The sequence below is a fragment of the Sulfurospirillum tamanense genome (assembly GCF_016937535.1).
GTDB lineage: Bacteria > Campylobacterota > Campylobacteria > Campylobacterales > Campylobacteraceae > Sulfurospirillum_B > Sulfurospirillum_B tamanense.
In genome coordinates this window covers 128,347-147,046 of sequence record NZ_JAFHKK010000002.1, presented here as the reverse complement: position 1 = coordinate 147,046, position 18,700 = coordinate 128,347, and the positions used below count along the sequence as shown (strand labels likewise).

13 protein-coding genes and 5 tRNA genes are annotated in these 18,700 nt (G+C 43.7%); 2 read left to right on the top strand and 16 right to left on the bottom strand.

Translation table 11 applies throughout. The features are described from left to right. Window positions 1-40: 40 nt before the first annotated feature. The 15 genes from rpoC to JWV37_RS01775 form a co-directional block, all read right to left on the bottom strand. Window positions 41-4,555 carry a DNA-directed RNA polymerase subunit beta' gene (gene rpoC, locus JWV37_RS01845; RefSeq protein ID WP_205457946.1) on the bottom strand — a complete coding sequence of 1,505 codons (4,515 nt, stop codon included), beginning with the start codon at window positions 4,553-4,555 and terminating at the stop codon, window positions 41-43. After that, window positions 4,533-8,690 (bottom strand): DNA-directed RNA polymerase subunit beta, encoded by a 4,158-nt coding sequence (gene rpoB / locus JWV37_RS01840; RefSeq protein ID WP_205457945.1) that lies wholly within the window; start codon window positions 8,688-8,690, stop codon window positions 4,533-4,535. The genes rpoC and rpoB overlap by 23 nt, the downstream gene beginning before the upstream one ends. 126 nt (window positions 8,691-8,816) lie before the next feature. Further along, a complete protein-coding gene (gene rplL / locus JWV37_RS01835; RefSeq protein WP_205457944.1) occupies window positions 8,817-9,188 on the bottom strand; it encodes a 50S ribosomal protein L7/L12 in 372 nt (123 codons plus the stop codon). 27 nt (window positions 9,189-9,215) lie between these two features. Further along, window positions 9,216-9,698, bottom strand: a complete 483-nt coding sequence (gene rplJ / locus JWV37_RS01830; protein ID WP_205457943.1) for a 50S ribosomal protein L10 — start codon at window positions 9,696-9,698, stop codon at window positions 9,216-9,218. A 103-nt stretch (window positions 9,699-9,801) separates the two neighbouring features. Next, on the bottom strand, window positions 9,802-10,503 hold the full coding sequence (rplA, locus tag JWV37_RS01825) for a 50S ribosomal protein L1 (RefSeq protein WP_205457942.1): 702 nt from the start codon (window positions 10,501-10,503) through the stop codon (window positions 9,802-9,804). 55 nt (window positions 10,504-10,558) lie between these two features. Next, complete coding sequence (gene rplK, locus JWV37_RS01820) at window positions 10,559-10,984, bottom strand: 50S ribosomal protein L11 (RefSeq protein WP_205457941.1); 426 nt, start codon at window positions 10,982-10,984, stop codon at window positions 10,559-10,561. Between the two features lie 20 nt (window positions 10,985-11,004). After that, window positions 11,005-11,535, bottom strand: a complete 531-nt coding sequence (gene nusG, locus JWV37_RS01815) for a transcription termination/antitermination protein NusG (RefSeq protein WP_205457940.1) — start codon at window positions 11,533-11,535, stop codon at window positions 11,005-11,007. 8 nt (window positions 11,536-11,543) lie between these two features. Further along, the gene (gene secE, locus JWV37_RS01810; RefSeq protein ID WP_205457939.1) at window positions 11,544-11,723 is read right to left on the bottom strand and encodes a preprotein translocase subunit SecE; all 180 of its coding nucleotides are present in this window, start codon (window positions 11,721-11,723) and stop codon (window positions 11,544-11,546) included. A gap of 16 nt (window positions 11,724-11,739) precedes the next feature. Then, window positions 11,740-11,815, bottom strand: a tRNA-Trp gene (locus JWV37_RS01805). A gap of 27 nt (window positions 11,816-11,842) precedes the next feature. Beyond that, the gene (rpmG, locus tag JWV37_RS01800; protein ID WP_205457938.1) at window positions 11,843-12,001 is read right to left on the bottom strand and encodes a 50S ribosomal protein L33; all 159 of its coding nucleotides are present in this window, start codon (window positions 11,999-12,001) and stop codon (window positions 11,843-11,845) included. A 49-nt stretch (window positions 12,002-12,050) separates the two neighbouring features. Then, entirely contained in the window at window positions 12,051-13,250 is a 1,200-nt protein-coding gene (tuf, locus tag JWV37_RS01795; protein ID WP_205457937.1) for an elongation factor Tu, read from the bottom strand. Between the two features lie 93 nt (window positions 13,251-13,343). Beyond that, window positions 13,344-13,418 (bottom strand) — tRNA-Thr (locus JWV37_RS01790). Window positions 13,419-13,530: 112 nt separating this feature from the next. Beyond that, a tRNA-Gly gene (locus JWV37_RS01785) sits at window positions 13,531-13,607 on the bottom strand. A gap of 16 nt (window positions 13,608-13,623) precedes the next feature. Beyond that, window positions 13,624-13,709 (bottom strand) — tRNA-Tyr (locus JWV37_RS01780). 44 nt (window positions 13,710-13,753) lie between these two features. Further along, window positions 13,754-13,829, bottom strand: a tRNA-Thr gene (locus tag JWV37_RS01775). 119 nt (window positions 13,830-13,948) lie between these two features. Between JWV37_RS01775 and JWV37_RS01770 the strand changes: the two genes are divergently transcribed. Both JWV37_RS01770 and JWV37_RS01765 read left to right on the top strand, forming a co-directional pair. Beyond that, window positions 13,949-14,686 (top strand): YaaA family protein, encoded by a 738-nt coding sequence (locus JWV37_RS01770; RefSeq protein WP_205457936.1) that lies wholly within the window; start codon window positions 13,949-13,951, stop codon window positions 14,684-14,686. 50 nt (window positions 14,687-14,736) lie between these two features. Then, window positions 14,737-14,973: a hypothetical protein gene (locus JWV37_RS01765; protein WP_205457935.1), complete on the top strand. Its 237-nt coding sequence runs from the start codon at window positions 14,737-14,739 to the stop codon at window positions 14,971-14,973. Between the two features lie 37 nt (window positions 14,974-15,010). Here JWV37_RS01765 and JWV37_RS01760 read toward each other — a convergent pair whose 3' ends face one another. Beyond that, window positions 15,011-18,601, bottom strand: coding sequence for a bifunctional proline dehydrogenase/L-glutamate gamma-semialdehyde dehydrogenase (locus JWV37_RS01760; RefSeq protein WP_205457934.1), 3,591 nt, complete (start codon window positions 18,599-18,601; stop codon window positions 15,011-15,013). Between the last annotated feature and the right edge of the window lie 99 nt (window positions 18,602-18,700).

Sequence of the window (18,700 nt, the reverse complement as noted above, 5' to 3'; positions counted from 1 at the left end):
TGGGGCCCCAGCAAGAAGCATCTCGCCGGGGATGAAGGAATTATTTGTGGTGAGTGAGTCGGATAGACTTGTCTTGGTATAGTCCCGTACCTACTGGAATCATACGACCCAAAATAACATTTTCTTTCAAATCTTCCAAATGGTCAAACTTGGCTGCGATACTCGCTTCCGTTAAAACTTTGGTTGTCTCTTGGAATGATGCGGCTGAAATAATACTATCACTCGCAATTGCCGCACGCGTAACACCCAAAAGAACAGGTTCAGCAATAGCAGGCTCACCGCCCATTGCCATAATGCGATGGTTTTCCTCAATGAATTTTCGACGTGAAATATGGTCGCCCACAATAAAGTTTGTATCGCCACTTTCAACAATCTTGATTTGGCGCAACATCTGAGAGACAATCACTTCAATATGTTTATCAGAAATCGCAACCCCTTGACGGCGATAAACTTGTTGAATTTCACTAATCAAGTAATAATGCAACTCTTTTTCGCCCAAAATGCGCAAAATATCATGACTTGAAACAATGCCATCAGTCAAGCGCTCGCCCGCATGCACAAACTCACCAGCACGCACATGAATTTGACGGGTTTTGTCTACCAAATATTCACTCACTGTGCCGTCATTTGCTTCGATAACAATACGTTCTTTAGCGCGCAAAGGTTTACCAAAGCGAATCGTTCCATCAATTTCTGCAATCACTGCAGCATTTTTAGGGCGTCTGGCTTCAAAGAGTTCACTAACTCGAGGCAAACCGCCCGTAATATCTTTTGATTTTGCTACTGCTTTGGGAGTACGACCTAAAATATCAGCCAACTCCACACGACCGCCATCGCGTACATAAATACCTGTTTTTGGCTCAAGTTGGTACTTGATAATCTTGCCCGAATCCGTAGCAATAATAAGCGTAGGCTTTGTGCCAGAAGGCAAGTACTCATTAATAACAAGACGGCTTTGTCCTGTCATTTCGTCGTATTGCTCTGTAGCGCTATAACCAGGCTCAATATCTTCAAAGCTTACACGTCCGCCCTCTTCTGCAATAATAGGATTGGAATAGGGGTCCCATTCTGCCACAATAACATGCTCACTTCCCGTTGGAGCAGCAAGCAAGGTTTTTGGGCCAACCTCCGTTTTATCGCCTACTTCAATCACAGTATTGCGAGGAACATAGTGACGAATTGCCTCACGGTCTTCTTTATCGGCAATTACCGCAAAAAGTCCTTTTTCAGTTACTGTGTGGCCTTTTTTAATAGAATAGTTTCGCTCAAGATAATCGCCATTAAGAATGTAGTATTTTACCTCCCCAGAAGCGCCCGCAAAAATCTTTTGAACCACAGGTTCGCCATCTTGAACGCGAAGCTCACTGGCAAACGGGATACGATTAGGAACATTCCACCCTTCTTTAATAACTTCTACAATGCTCTCTTTTGCAACAACATTGTTTCCATTTTCATAAGGAATATAGAATTTACCCTCTACCTTACCGCCTACGCCTGCTAGCTCGTTAGGGCGAGCTACATCATTACGTCTTAAAACATATTTAATAGTTTCTTCACCACTTCTTATGGTCAATACAATTTCTTCGTGTGCCGTTTCGATAGTAAGCACCCCAGAAAACGGTGCTTTGATTTTTGGCTCCACTAGTAGCACAGCCGCATTTCTTCGGTTTGCTACAATGACTTTACCCTCTTTTGTCGTATAGGTCTTAAGGTTATAATAACGGATAAAACCCTCTTTTTGAGCAATGACTTGGCGGTCTTGTTGCTCTGTAGAAGCCGTACCCCCGATATGGAAGGTTCGAAGCGTTAGCTGCGTGCCTGGCTCACCGATAGATTGAGCAGAGATAATCCCCACCGCTTCACCAGGTTTAACCATTTTACCCTCACCCAAGTTAATCCCGTAACACTTTGCACATACACCTTTAGGTGCTTTACATGTAATAGGTGTGCGGATGCTCACGGATTTCACACCCGATTCAACCAAGGCTTTGGCTTTTTCTTCGTCAATAATCGTGCCTTCGGTAAAGAGCATTTCATTGGTAATAGAATCAATTACATCTTCCGCTAAAACACGTCCCCATAAACGTTCTTCAAGTGGCTCAATCATCTCGCCACCCTCAACGATTTCTGTAATCTCAACGCCCTCGTGGGTACCACAATCTTCCATGGTTACTTTCACGTTTTGAGAAACGTCGATGAGCTTTCGGGTCAAATATCCCGCATTGGCGGTTTTAAGGGCGGTATCTGCCAAGCCTTTACGGGCACCGTGGGTTGAAATAAAGTATTCTAAAACGTTCAACCCTTCGCGGAAGTTTGAAATAATCGGCGTTTCGATGATGGAGCCATCAGGCTTTGCCATCAAACCACGCATTCCCGCGAGCTGGCGAATCTGTGCCGCGCTACCACGTGCCCCAGAATCGGCCATCATAAAGATGGAGTTAAAGCCATCTTTATCGGTTTGTACTAGCTTCATCATCTCTGCCGCAACCGAATTGTTGGTGTCTGTCCAGATATCAATAATCTTATTGTAGCGCTCACTGTCTGTTAAAAGACCCGCGCCGTATTGCTGTTGAATCTCACGCACTTTTTTCTTGGCATCATCGATGTATTTTTTCTTAGACTTTGGTACACGAATATCATCAATAGAGATGGAGATACCCGCTTCCGTTGCATACTTAAAGCCAAGGTTTTTAAGGTTATCCAAAAACTCTGCCGTGATCCCAAAACCACCGATTTTATACACGTGGTCAATAAGGGCGCCAATGTTTTTCTTTTTCAAAACTTTATTCCAAAGATTTTCAGGAACAAACTCAGGCAACATAGATTTTAAAATCAAGCGACCCGCTGTTGTAAATACCGTCTTGTCATCAATTTGGGTCTTGATTTTAGCATGCAATTCAAGGGCATCCATTTCAATAGCAATCGCCACTTCGTCTGCATTGGCAAAAATCTTATTAGAACCCTTTGCGTCCACTTTTTCAAGAGAGAGGTAATAAAGCCCCAAAACCATATCTTGCGATGGAACCGTAATGGCCTTTCCAGAAGCGGGAAGCAAAATATTCATGGAACTAAGCATCAAAATCTTGCACTCTGCAATTGCCTCCTGGGAAAGGGGCACATGCACAGCCATTTGGTCACCGTCAAAGTCCGCGTTGAACGCCGAACAGACCAAAGGATGCAATTGAATCGCCTTTCCTTCAATCAAGACGGGGTGAAACGCTTGGATAGAAAGTTTGTGCAAGGTAGGGGCACGGTTAAGCATCACAGGGTGATCTTTTACCACTTCTGCCAAACATTCCCACACTTCATTGGTTTTAAGTTCAATCATTTTCTTGGCTTGTTTCACGGTCGTGGCATAGCCTTTTTCTTCAAGACGTGCTAAAAGATGGGGCTTAAAAAGCTCAAGCGCCATTTGCTTTGGCAAACCACACTGGTCCATTTTTAGCTTAGGGCCCACAACGATAACAGAACGGCCAGAAAAGTCGACACGTTTTCCCAAAAGGTTTTGACGGAAACGGCCTTGCTTGCCTTTGATAATCTCCGAAAGAGATTTCAAAGGACGCTTATTGGCCCCTTTGACTGCATTGGCACGACGTCCGTTGTCAAAAAGTGCATCCACGGATTCTTGCAACATCCGCATTTCATTACGGATAATAATCTCAGGCGCGTCTAGCTCTACCAAGCGCTTCAAGCGTGAGTTACGGTTGATAACACGTCGGTACAAGTCATTAACATCTGAAACAGCGAATTTGCCACCATCAAGCGAAACCAGAGGGCGCAAATCGGGTGGAAGCACAGGTAGCATTGTAATCATCATCCACTCAGGACGATTGCCACTGTTCAAAAACGCCTCAACCACTTTAAGGCGCTTTACAATAGTCTTTTTCTTGGCCTCAGAATTTGTGCTTTGAATCTCTTCTTTGAGCTGCTCAAGGACGGCAACCAAGTCCAAATCTGCCAACAAATCGCGCACAACTTCACCACCCATGCGTGCTTGAAAGCCTGTGCCATCAAAACGTTGGATAAGTGACTGGTATTGCTCTTCGTTAAGCACATCATACTTTTCTACTTTTTTGGTATTTTCATTGTCGTAAAAAGCATCGCCCGATTGCTCCACAATGTACGCTTCATAATACAATACGCGCTCTAGATCTTTCATTTTGACGCCCAAGAGGGTTCCAATACGACTAGGTAAAGAGTTCACATACCAAATGTGTGCCACGGGTGTCACGAGTTCAATATGCCCCATGCGTGAGCGACGCACTTTAGTGCTAGTTACTTCCACTCCGCATTTTTCGCATTTAATACCCTTGTAGCGCATTTTTTTGTATTTGCCACACAAGCACTCATAGTCACGAATGGGGCCAAATATTTTGGCACAGAAGAGACCATCGCGCTCGGGCTTCAAGGTGCGATAATTAATCGTTTCAGGTTTTTTAACCTCACCATAGCTCCACGAACGCACGCGCTCCGGACTAGCTAGTCGCAGTCTAAAAGCACTAAAATCTCGTGGTCTGCTCTCTTCGCTAATTTCAATTGGCTCTAATCGTTTCATCGTCTTCCACCTCGTCATAAATCTCTACATCTAGTGCTAGTGACTTGAGTTCATTGGTTAGTACATAGAATGTTTCTGGAATGCCAGTTTGTGGCACATTTTCACCGCGTGTCAATGCTTTATAGGAAGCTACCCTGCCCTCAACGTCATCGGATTTGACCGTCAACATTTCACGCAACGTGTGAGCTGCGCCGTATGCTTCTAGCGCCCACACCTCCATCTCACCAAAACGCTGTCCACCAAAGAGGGCTTTACCGCCTACTGGCTGTTGCGTTACCAAAGAGTATGGTCCCGTGCTACGTGCATGCACTTTTTCATCAACCAAGTGGTGCAGTTTAAGCATATACATGTAACCCACATTAACACGCTCTTGCATCTTGTGGCCTGTCATGCCATCGTACAATTCAACCTTGCCATCCAGATTAATTTTGGCCAATTCGAAGAGTTTTGCAAATTCTTCCGTGTTGACACCCTCAAAAATAGGAGTAGCAAATTTTACACCCCTGCTCCAATCTTTTGCATACTCAATCAACTTCTCGTCGCTGAGCCCCTCAATGAAATTACGTGCATCCATCCATTTTGCAACTGAAGCAATTTCAATCATTTTTTCACGCAACTCTTTTACCCACGCACTGCGCTTATGTTCAAATATTTCAGCAATCTGATCACCAAGACGTCGGCCGATGAGTCCTAAGTGTACCTCCAGAATCTGTCCGATGTTCATCCTTGAAGGAACGCCCAATGGGTTAAGAACAATATCTACCGACTCTCCATCAGCCAAATAAGGCATATCCACCTCAGGGACAATATTGGAAACAATACCTTTATTTCCATGACGGCCAGCCATTTTATCGCCCACTTTTAGTTTGCGTTTTGTAGCGATGTAAACTTTTACTAGCTTCACCACTCCACTTGGAAGAATGTCATCTTTTTCGATGATGGTTAACTTCTCATCATGTTCTTCTTTGAGCTTTTTCTTTTCATTTTGGAAGTACGTCTTCAAGTGGTCGTAATCGCTTTGCACTTCTGGAGCAAAGGCTTTTACCAAAACATTGAGCGCAAATCGGTTTACATGTAATAAATCTTCTTTGCCAATGCACTCCCCTTTTTTATAGGGTTTTTTATTGACTTCCTGATCACTTTGTAAAGTAGCTTTACTAAGGAGTGAATTAATACGAAGCATCTCTTCGCGGTCGAGCATCAAAAGTTTGTCGTGGTGCTCGCGATCAAGAATTTCTTTTTCCTCTTCATAGGCACGCACGGAACGGGGATCTTTTTCGTAGCCTTTTTTGGTAAAGATCTTAACATCTACCACCACACCTTCCATGGAAGGCGTAGCATACAGTGATTTATTAACAACATGCCCTGCTTTTTCCCCAAAAATTGCACGCAAGAGGCGCTCTTCAGGTGTTGGTTTTACTTCACCCTTGGGAGATACCTTGCCGACCAAAATCATGCCTGGCTTGATTTGGGTTCCAATTTTTACAATCCCGCTATCATCCAAATGCGCCAAATCTTCCTCTTTAACATTAGGAATGTCTTTGGTGATTTCCTCTACGCCATCTTTTAGTTCTCTAGCTTCAATCTCTTTTTCATAGGTATGCACGCTCGTAAACGCATCTTTGCGAATCATGCGCTCGCTGATAACAATCGCGTCTTCAAAGTTATATCCGTTCCAAGGCATGAAGGCCACCATGGCATTAATACCGATGGCAAGCTCTCCTTGGTCCATGTTTGGACCATCGGCAAGCACTTGGCCTGTCTTGACAATCTCACCTTTTCGCACGATAGGCTTTTGAGAAAAGGTTGTGTTTTGGTTGGTGCGAAGGTTTTTTTCCATCGTATAATGGTCAATAAACGCGCCATTTTCATCTTCACCTAAAATATAGATATTGCGATTGTCCACCTTTTCAATCAAGCCACCACGCTTAGCTTTAATAGCTTCCCATGCGTCTCGGCATACAGTTTTCTCTACGCCTGTCCCCACCATTGGAGCAAAAGATTGAAGTAAAGGCACCGCTTGACGTTGCATGTTTGACCCCATCAGTGCACGGTTGGCATCATCATGCTCCAAAAATGGAATCAACGAAGCTGCTACACCTGTAATCATGGCGGAGTTGAGGTCAATTAAATTCACACGGCTTTTTTCAACAAGGATGATTTCACCATCTATTCTTGCTTCAATAAGATCCTCAAGAATCATATTGTTTTCATCTACTTTTGTGGAGGCAGGTGCAATCACCAAACCCTCTTCTTGTGTAGCCGTAATATAAACAATCTCATTAGTTGTGACGCCGTCTACCACCTTGCGGTAAGGGGCTTCAACAAAACCCAAATCGTTTACTTTTGCGTACGTTGCAAGGGTGTTAATCAAACCAATATTTTGCCCCTCAGGCGTCTCAACAGGGCAAATACGACCATAGTGGGTCGGGTGCACGTCGCGCACTTCAAAACCTGCACGCTCTTTTACTAAACCGCCCTCACCCAAAGCCGAAAGACGACGCTTATGGGTCACTTCGCTCAAGGGGTTTGTTTGGTCCATAAATTGAGATAATTGACCGCTAGTGAAAAATTCCAAAATAGAACTTGTAATCATTTTAGAATTGACCAAATCGTGCGGCATAAGCTCTTCGATGCTACCACTGAGTGAAGAGAATTTATCGCGAATAGCCTTTTGCATTTTCACAAGGCCCGTGTGAAGCTCATTGGCAAGCAATTCACCAATGGAGCGAATACGGCGATTCCCAAGGTGATCACGATCATCAATGCGCCCTTGGCCATTTTTGACTTTAATAAGGTATTTAGCGGTTCTAATGATGTCTTCGTTGGTCATAACCGTTACAAACTCGGGCACATCCAAGGAGAGCTTATGGTTCATCTTCATCCGGCCTACTTTTGTCAAGTCGTAGCGCTCTGGATTAAAAAAGAGATCATTTACAAAAGTTTTTGCTGCTTCTTTGGTAACAGGCTCGCCAGGACGCATAACCTTGTAAATACGAATAGCGGCAAGGTCATTTTCATCTTCAATGCCTTCTGTTTGACGCAATAATTTCAAAGTTTCTGTGTCGGCAATAAACGAGTTAATGATGGCATCATCCACGCCAGAAGCCAAGTCATTGGCAATCTCAACGCTCGTGCATCCTTGTTCAATGATTTTTGCCATTTTATTTTCATCAAGCTGCGTCAAGGTTTCAAATAACACCTCGCCGCTTTCTTGGTCAATGATAGGAGAGGCCAAAAAGCGATTAATGAGAATTTCTGTTGGGTATTCAATCCACTTCACACCGTCTTCGGCTAATTTATCTGCTTTTTTCTTTGTTAGGCGTTTTCCCGCACCCAAAATGAGGTTGCCTTGATCATCTTTAAGATCAAATTCAACACGCCCAACAAAATTATCAGGATCAAATTCCATTAAAAACTTATTTTCTTTAATCTGAATTGTTAGTACAGGATAAAAGAGTTTTAAAATGTCTTGTTTGCTGTATCCAAGCGCTCTAAAAAGAATCGTAATGGGCACTTTTCGTCGCTTATTAATGCGTACAAACAAAGTATCTTTAGCGTCGTATTCAAAATAGAGCCATGAGCCACGATCTGGAATAATTTGTGCTGTATAAATCAGCTTATTCGCAACGGTCGCACTTTCTTCTTCTTTAAAAATAACCCCTGGGCTTCGATGAAGCTGATTTACAACTACGCGCTCGACTCCATTAATGATAAAGGAGATGCGGTCTGTCATCATGGGAATTTCACGAATAAAAATAGATTGCTCTTTGATATCTTTTACACCGGCTTTTTCGCCGCTTTTTTCATCTTTGTCCCATAAAATTAATCGAATGTTCATTTTTAGGTTTACCGAGTAGGTCAACCCCCGCTCCATACATTCTCGAACTGTATATTTTGGTTTGCCAATTTCGCTACCAACATACTCAAGTGTTAATCGGTTTTGCGGATCATGAATTGGAAAAATAGATTTAAATACTTTTTCTATGCCACTCTCGGATTCTGTTCTGGAAACATTTAAAAAGTGCTCATAGCTTTTTTGCTGAAGCTGAAGGAGGTTAGGAACATCAATTTGCTGAGGAACCTTTGCAAAATCGACTCGGAGACGATTTCCCGATTGTAAGCTGTTTAGCATGTGCGTCTACCCCGTAGTAATGGTTTGAAAGGAATGTGGTTAAACTGCCTGTGGCAAGAATTTTCTGAAAAGGCGAATCAAGAATGGGCAACAGTGCTTCACTGCTGCCCAGAAAAATAGATAAAGTTACTTAAGCTCTACGCTTGCGCCAGCTTCTTCAAGCTGTTTTTTTGCATCTTCTGCAACGTCTTTGCTCACACCTTCTTTAATAGTTGAAGGAGTGCCATCAACTGCGTCTTTAGCTTCTTTCAAGCCAAGACCCGTTAGTGCACGTACCACTTTAATAACGTTGATTTTTTTGTCGCCAGCATCTTTAAGAATTACATCAAATTCTGTTTTTTCTTCAACAGCTTCAGCAGCAACACCTGCGCCACCAGCCATCATAACAGGGGCAGCAGAAACGCCAAATTTTTCTTCAAACTCTTTAACAAGAGCACTTAATTCAAGAACGGTAAGATTAGAGATGTACTCAAGTACGTCTTCTTTTGTAATAGCCATGGTATCTTTCTCCTAGTGGTTAATTGCTTATGCAGATTCTTCTTTTTTTGCTCGTAGAGCATCCAAGCCGATAGTAAAATTCGCGATCGGCGCTTTCCATACTTGAAGCAACATTGCAATAAGCTCATCGCGTGATGGCATTTTAGACAATGCAACAACTTTGCCAGCATCTGTAACTTCGCCGTCAATATAAGCAGATTTAATAACAAATAAATCTCTTTTTTCGGCGAACTTAGCAACTACTTTTGCAACAGCCAACTGGTCTTTGCCCCAAATAAAGATATTGGTATCTTTTAGTTCAAAACCATCAATTCCGGCTTCTTTAAAAGCAATTGAAGCCAACGTGTTTTTTGCAACACGCACACTCACGTCTGCTTCTTTTGCACTAGCACGTAAAACTTCAAGTTCAGAAACTTTAAGTCCTTTATACTCACATACGGCAACGGCGTCGGAAGATTTAAACGCTTCGGTTAGCGCGCTGATAACTTCTTTTTTTTCTTGTCGTGTCAACTTTCTCTCCTTTCCGACTGGTGATTTCAAGTAGAGCTAGGGAATGCCTAAATTAAGCTTGCGCCTCTACTGTCTCCAATCAAAGATTAACGTATTTTTAGCATTATTTTAAATCAATTAATTCTTGTGGATCAAGCTTAAGAGATGGACTCATTGTCAAAGAAAGTGCCGCAGACTTGATATATTTACCTTTTGCAGCAGAAGGCTTGTGTTTATTAATAGCACGGACAAATGTGAAAAAGTTATCCATAAGTTGCTCTTCATTAAAGCTGACTTTACCAATACCTGCATGAATATTGCCTTGTTTATCAACACGGAAATTGACTTGTCCGCCTTTGGCATTTTCAACAGCCTTGGCCACATCCATAGTAACAGTTCCTGTTTTTGGATTTGGCATCAATCCCTTCGGTCCAAGTGTGCGACCCACTTTCCCCACCAAACCCATCAAGTTTGGTGTTGCAATCAAAACATCAAAATCCATTTTGCCCGCTTGAATATCTTCAATCAAATCTTCGGCGCCAACAATCTCTGCACCAGCGGCTCTAGCTTCATCAGCTTTAATGTCTTTTGCGATAACCGCAACACGAACACTTTTTCCTGTTCCAGCAGGTAGAACTACCGAGCCACGCACCATTTGGTCTGCATGGCGTGGGTCTACGTTTAGTTTTAGTGCAATTTCTACTGTTTCATCAAATTTTGCTGAAGCAAGTGTCTTAACAGTCGCAACACCTTCGGTTGCACTGTATAACTTTTGTAAGTCAATTTTTTTTAGTAGTTCTTCAACGCGTTTTGCTTTTTTTGCCATTGTAGTCTCCGCAATTAATGTGCTTCCGCCTTACCCCGGCGGTATAGGGAAAATGTTAGTCGATAATATCGACACCCATACTTCGTGCGCTACCCGATACAATTTTTGCCGCTGCAACTTTATCGGTAGTGTTCATATCAACAATTTTTCGATCAACAATTTCCATAACCTGCGCCTGAGTCAGCTTACCAACCTTGTTTTTAAGTGGGTTGTCTGCACCTTTTTTAATTCCAGCTGTTTTGAGAATTAGTTCAGAAACAGGGGGTTGCTTAGTGATAAAGGTGAAGCTTTTATCTGCATATACAGTAATAACAACAGGTACTTTAAATCCCATAAGGTCTTTTGTTTTTTCGTTAAACGCTTTACAAAATTCCATGATGTTGACACCTTTTTGTCCAAGTGCAGGACCTACTGGTGGCGATGGATTTGCTTTTCCAGCTGCAATCTGGAGTTTAATTTCGCCAATTACTTTCTTAGCCATCCGTTCTTCCTTTTATAAAATTAAACTATTTTTTCAACTTGTGAATACATAATTTCTACTGGTGTACTACGTCCAAAAATAGAAACATTAAGACGTAATTTTCCATGCTCCATGTCGTATTCTTCCACAATACCTGTAAAGTTTGCAAAAGGGCCTTCTGTAATGCGAATACTTTCACCCTCTTCAAAAAATATTTTTGGTTTCGGAGCACCTTTTTTCTGTGCTTTTTCCAAAATGGATGTAATATCTTTTTCACTTAAAGGCGTGGGTTTTTTTGCTTCACCAATAAATCTTCCTACTTTTGGCAACGACTGAATCTTGTGCCACAACGCAGTATCTAAATCAATATAAGCAAAAGCATAGCCTGGATACAAACTTCGTTCAGTGATTTTTTTCTTGCCATTTTTGACTTCAATCACGTCTTCTGTGGGCACAATCACTTCTTTAAGTTGCTCACCAAGTTCATTATCGCGTATCATTGTTTCAAGTGCACGCTTGACACTCATTTCACTGCCAGCATAGGTCTGAATTGCATACCATTTATGTGCCATGCTTTTTCCTAAACCAGTGCTGAAAGCGTAAAAGACATAATGACATCAATCAGCGCCAAAAAAAGCGAAATAACAGTCACCACAACAAAAACAGAGATAAAAGCGTTACGAATCTGCTCTTTAATTGGGAAAATTACTTTGCTTAGCTCTGCACGAGAGAGTCTGATATAACTTGTCAGCTTTTCCATAAATACTATCCTTTGGTGGCAGGGCAAGAGGGACTCGAACCCCCAACAATCGGATTTGGAATCCGGCGCTCTACCATTGGAGCTATTGCCCTAAAAAGGTTAAATTCCAAAAAAGGAATTTAACTTTTAAGTTTGACTTCTTTATGTGTCGTATGTTTTTTAAGTCGCGGAGAGTATTTTTTTGTTTCATACTTCTCAGTCATTGTCTTACTATTTTTGGTTGTTGTGTAGTTAATATCACCTGTTTCTACACATTTAAGTCCGATTTTAATACGCATAAAATTTCCTTCTAAGGAGCAGCACAGGACGATGTCCTGTGCCTAAAAATTACTTAATGATTTTAGAAACAACACCTGAACCAACGGTTCGTCCACCTTCACGAATCGCAAAGCGCGTACCTTCGTCAAGGGCGATTGGAGCAATCAATTTTACATTGATTTTCAAGTTATCGCCTGGCATTACCATTTCTGTTCCCTCGGGAAGTGTAATAGAACCTGTTACGTCCGTTGTACGTACGTAAAATTGTGGTCGGTAATTGTTGAAAAATGGTGTATGACGTCCACCTTCGTCTTTGCTAAGAATATACACTTCGCCTTCAAATTCTGTATGAGGTGTAATAGACTTTGGCTTACAAAGAACCATACCGCGCTCAACATCATCTTTTTTCGTACCACGAAGCAAAATACCGCAGTTATCGCCAGCTTCGCCACGCTCCATCTCTTTGCGGAACATTTCAACACCTGTTACGGTTGTTGTTTGTGTATCACGAATACCAACGATTTCTACTGTCTCACCGATTTTGATAGTGCCTTTTTCAATACGACCTGTTACAACCGTACCGCGTCCTGCGATAGAAAATACGTCTTCTACAGGCATCAAAAAGTCTTTATCGGTGTCGCGTGCGGGCTCAGGAATAAAAGCATCAACTTGCGCCATTAATTCAAGAATTTTTTCTGACCACTCGCCAAGTGCTCCAGCTTTTGCTTCTTCCAAAGCTTTAAGCGCAGAACCTGCTACGATAGGTGTATCATCACCTGGGAAGTCATACATAGAAAGAAGTTCACGAATTTCCATCTCTACAAGCTCAAGAAGTTCTTCATCATCAACCATGTCCGCTTTGTTCATGAAAACAACAATGTAAGGAACACCTACTTGGCGAGAAAGAAGAATGTGCTCACGGGTTTGTGGCATTGGGCCATCTGCTGCAGAAACAACCAAGATAGCGCCGTCCATTTGCGCAGCACCAGTAATCATGTTTTTAACATAGTCGGCGTGGCCTGGGCAGTCTACGTGTGCGTAGTGGCGACCTTCTGTTTCGTACTCGATGTGTGAAGCAGCAATGGTAATACCACGCTCGCGCTCTTCTGGAGCATTGTCAATACCGTCATAATCTTTAAATTCACATAGGCCTTTTGTTGCAAGAACTGCTGAAATTGCTGCTGTGAGTGTTGTTTTACCATGGTCAACGTGACCAATAGTACCAATGTTTACGTGGGGCTTGTTTCTTTCGAATTTAGCTTTAGCCATCTTTTCCTCCGTGTGGTTTTTAGATGTTAATGTGTTGCTGACCATGTCTTTGGCAACCAAAGACCTTTTGTGTGATACATAATTGATAAAAGGTGGAGCTCATAGTGGGACTTGAACCCACGACCTCTTCCTTACCAAGGAAGTGCTCTACCTCTGAGCCATATGAGCACTAAACAGAATTTATCAAAATGTAACACAGTACGTTTGAGCTCCAAATCGGCCCTGTTAGCAGTCTGTAGAATATACGAAGATTCTATATACAGCTCCCAGTAAAATACCGTGGAGCGGGAAACGGGACTCGAACCCGCGACCCTCAGCTTGGAAGGCTGATGCTCTAGCCAACTGAGCTATTCCCGCATGTGGCAAAAAATAATGGTGGTGAGAGAAGGATTCGAACCTTCGAAGGTAAAAACCAGCAGATTTACAGTCTGCCCTCGTTGGCCACTTGAGTATCTCACCGTGGACTTGCCACAACATAATCTGGTCAAACACTGTTACAAAAATGGAGCCGGCAAAGGGACTCGAACCCCCGACCTACTGCTTACAAGGCAGTTGCTCTACCAACTGAGCTACGCCGGCACCCGTTTTGTGAGGTGAAATTATATCTCAAAAGATTTTTCAAGTCAAGAGTTTTGTGGCTTCTTTAGGAGGAATTGATTACAATACCTTTTTCTAACGCACTCTATAAGAGGTTTTACATGTATATTCTTTTTTCACCAAGCGAAGCTAAAAACCCAGATTCGCCCATTGCCAAAAGGTTTTCCCTTGCGTTTCCCGAACTTTCAACGCCAAGGGATTTGGCCCTTTCTCGTTACCTTTCTCTTTTAGAAAATGCATCAAGCGCTTCTCTTTCGGCTCTTTTTGGCGTGAAAAAAGCAGATGAAATACAAGCACTAAAAGATGCTAATCCTTTATCTGCCCACACCCAAAAAGCACTTTTGCGTTACACAGGCGTTGGATACACTTACCTAGACCCTGCCTCTCTTCCTGCTGATGCTTTGCATTTTTTGGAAAACCATTTAATTATCTTTTCCAATCTTTTTGGACCTTTGCTAGGTGGTGATACCTTACCTTATTATAAACTCAAACAAGGCCAAACCCTTGAGGGTCTTGCTACAGAAACTTTATACAAGCCCCATGTCACACCCGTGCTTGATGCTTTCTTGGAAGACCACTTCGTGGTTGACCTTCGCGCAGGGTTTTATGAGAAATTTTACCTCCCCAATAAGCCTTATGTGCGGTTAATTTTTCTTAAAGAAGGCAAGGTTGTCAGCCATTGGGCAAAGGCGTGGCGAGGTAAGGTGGCACGCACCCTTGCACTTTTGCAACCGCAAACCGAAGAAGCGTTTCAAGCCATTGCCTTTGAGGGGCTAAAAATCGAAGAAATTCAGTGCAAAGGCATTCAAAAAAATTATTTCTTTTCTATTATGGAATAAGCCTTGGAAGTTCGATATACTTTTAAAAATGTTTCTGAAAGGATTTTCGCATGTTTGAATGGGTTATTGTCGCTGTTTTGGTCTATCTTATTTATTATCTTGTCACCAAATACGAACGTCGTGTTGCCGTGCTTCAAGAGTTGATTGAGCTTAACCGAGAAGCCATTAGGGCCAACAAAGAAAAGATTGAAAAAAATAAATCTAAAATCGAAGAAAATAGCAGCGGTGTTCAAAAAAACAAAGAAACCCTAGAGCTAAGTCAAAGCCTTCTAGAAAAACTCAAATAGGCTTACATTTCTTTACATGTAAGCCTAAGCGCGAGGATTATAACCCCCGCGCACCCAAGTTTCCATAGCGGTGGTAGCTATGGGAGATGCTTTGTTCTTGGTGGTAATTTAAAAGCTCCAACCGTCCGTCCATGAGGGGTTTTTGACGCACCACGAAGGTAGCTGTTTTGGCCGCATGGGCAAAAATGGCAGCAGGAACACGTTTAGCACTAGCGTATATAATGCGTTGCGCTCCCTTGGCACTTTTTATAAACTGCCCATCATCTTCCCGAGCAATCCCATCTCCCGTCTCTAGTAAACGTTCCTTATTTTCAAACAAGAACGATACCGTGTCGCGCTCAAGCTCAGCCTCTACGCTTACATGTAAGGCCACGCGGCTTACTTTGGCCGCCAAAATACGGCTTAGGATTTCAAATAAGGTGTCTTCTTTGGTTACCCGAAGTGCTACGTTTGAAAGAGGGAGATAACGGAAAAGGTTATCCTCACCACGCACTTTTGCATAATCGTGCTCTTTGGAAAACTCCACTTCGTGCTGCTCAACATAACTGCAAATCGCCGCTTCTAGTTTTTCAAACTGGTCTAAAAATTGCCCATGAATGCCTTTTTGGGCGTCGCTTTTCCATTGTTTCACCACATCCACCAACGGGTGCGCATGGTGGTTAGACACCACAGGGAAAGCAACCTCGTCAAATTCCATAAACTGCGTGACGTAATTGTGAATCCCCGCTTTTCGCCCCGCACCTACGGCAGATTTTCCCATGCCGCCAAAAGGCTGACGTTGCACAATAGCTCCTGTAGTGCCACGGTTAATGTACAAGTTTCCTGCTCCAATATGCTCACGCCAATAGGCCACTTCGCGGGCATCTAATGACTCAATTCCGGAAGTGAGGCCGTATCCTGTCATGTTGACAATCTCAATGGCTTCTTTTAAATCCTTGGCACGCATCACGCTTAGTACTGGGCCAAAGAGTTCATTCATGTGCGTAAAAGCACCCGGTCGCACGCCCCATTTAATGCAAGGCGAAAGAAAGTAAGGGTTACCTTCCACAAACGAAGGCTCAAGCGCCCACTCTTCGCCCTCTTCTAAGGTCTCAATAGCTTTTTTCAACGCTCCACCAACAGGATTTGCGACAGTGCTAAGGCGATTTTTAAAATCCCACACAGACCCCACGCTCAAACTCTTGGCCGCGTCAATCAACCCTTTTCTAAAGTGAGGATCCTGATACACCTCTTCTTCTAAAACCAACAAGGAAGTGGCAGAGCATTTTTGTCCGCTGTTGCTAAACGCCGAATGCACCACGTTTTTGATAGCCTGATCACGATCAGCCAGCGCGGTTACGATGGTCGCGTCTTTTCCGCCTGTTTCAGCGCTTAGGTACAAATCTGGCCGCGTCTCAAGCATGGCATACGCCGTCTCTTCGCCGCCTGTTAAGATGACAAAATCCACTTTTTCGTTGCTAATCAAATGCTCACCCGCCACGCTTCCCGCGCACGGCACCATTTGCAAGACGTTTTTACTAATACCTGCGTCCCAAAAACACTGACACAAGGCATGAGCACTTAGTACTGCAATGGACGCGGGTTTGATAATGACTGTGTTGCCCGCGGCCAACGAAGCAGCGATACCCCCAAGAGGAATAGCAATGGGAAAATTCCACGGTGGCACAACCACCCCTACGCCTTTTCCTTTACACGTAAGGGTTGGACGCTCAAAAGAACGCACTGCGTGGGTGTAGTATTCTAAAAAATCAATGGCTTCGCTTACTTCCACATCGGTTTCAGTGAACACCTTTCCTAGTTCCGCTGCTGCTACCCCAATGAGGTCTCCACGACGCGCACGCACCACGTTGGCTACGCGAGAAAGGGTTTCATGACGCTGGTCTGGCGTAAGAGCGCGCCACCCATCGGGGTCTTGGTGCGCTACCTCAACTGCAAGGTGCAAATCTTCTGCCGTGGCTTGCACATAAACGCCGCATACTACGTCAAGAGGAAGCTGGGATTTGTCTTTGACTTCTACTTTTTTCCGCTCTCCAATCAGCTCTTTGCCATCCACTACTACAGGGCGAACCGTAGGCACATCGCCTGCGTTTTTCTTCCACTGGTCGCGAATTTGCTTCGCCCATGCTTTGTTGGCGGGCAAGATAAAATCGGTGTCGGGTTCACCATGGTAGGCTTTGGTGGAAAAAGAGCCTCCTTGGTAGTTCTCCCAGTTCTCTTCTAAACGATTTTGCAAGCGTTTTGGCCCAAGAGGGGCGTTGGACTCGTTCTCAATGGCGTCTAAAAACTTCTGCTTTTGCTCTTCCCACGCAGGGCTTCCCACTTTCAAGCCAAAGCTGTAGCGGATAAAGTTTTCTACCCCCGTGTTTTCATCCAGGCGTCGCACCAAATAGGCGATAGCATTGGTAAATTGCTCCGCTTTGGCCGTGGGGCCGTACAAAATCACTTCGCCGCTCATCTCTTGGATGGCTAGACGGGCAGATTCGCTCATGCCTTCTAATATCTCAAAAGTAAAGTACTGCTCCATGCCATTTTCTTTGGCCAGCTCGTACGCATAGGCAAGCTCAAACAAGTTGTGTGAAGCCGCCCCAAGGTGGACGCATGGGGCATGTTCGGGTGTGAGCGCGTAGCGGGCCATGCGCTTGTAGTTACTGTCCGTATCGACTTTGCGCGCATACGGAGCCACCGCCCAGTGACGCAAGGAAGATTCGGTCTCTTCCATTTCCATGTTTGCCCCCTTTACCAGACGAATCTTAATGGGGCTACCACCTTTAGCAACGCGGGCTTTGGCCCACTGGGTCAGCTTTTGTTGCCACAAGTGAGAATCGGGCAAATACGCTTGCATGACAATCCCGCCATAAAACCCTAAAAATTCCTCACTGTCCAACGCTTTCATGAATGCCTCGCACGTCATGGCAAGGTCGCGGTACTCTTCCATATCAAGGTTGATAAACTTGTTTTGCCGCTTTCCCTCGCGGGTGGTAATGCTGTGCTTCATGGCTTGGGCATAAATCACTTGCAAGCGCTTGGCTAACTCCTCCACACTCTCCTCAAAAGCCAGAGGATTAATTTGGGAAAAAATAGTCGAAACCTTAATAGACATATAATCAATATTGGGATTTTCAAGGGCGAGGAGGTATTTTTCCATGCGCTCCTTGGCCTCTTCTTCGCCCAATACCACCTCGCCGATGAGGTTGACATTGACCCGCGTGCCTTCTTTTTTGCGTTTTTCCAAATGCGCATTTAACGGCCTATCTTCTCCTTGCAACACCACGGTTTTTGTGTCACTGCGGATGGTTTTGACAAACAAAGGGATGGAGATGTCCGGCAGATGCACGCCAATGGTGCGAAACATAAACATCAAAAACCGCTCACTCGTGGTAAAAAACTGCGCCATGCCGTACTTGTCAAACAAAAATTCTATTTGGTTAGCGACCCGCTTTGTATTTTTGCTACGAAAGGCCTGGTCCATCAGCTCGATGAGCAACACTTTGTCTGCGGGGTGGGCTAACATGGTGTTCATTTGCACATGAAACTTATTGTCGTGGGCGTTGACAAGTTCACTGGCGCGGTTTTGCCATTGTTCGGCTAGGGCAATAGCGCGCTGGGTTAAGGAAGTAGCTGCGTTCATGGATTCTCCTTTTTGGTAGTACTTTTAGTACTTCTTTTTTTGATTTATGAAAATTAGGTCTAAAAAAACCCGTTCTTTTTCAAAAACGGGTTTACATGT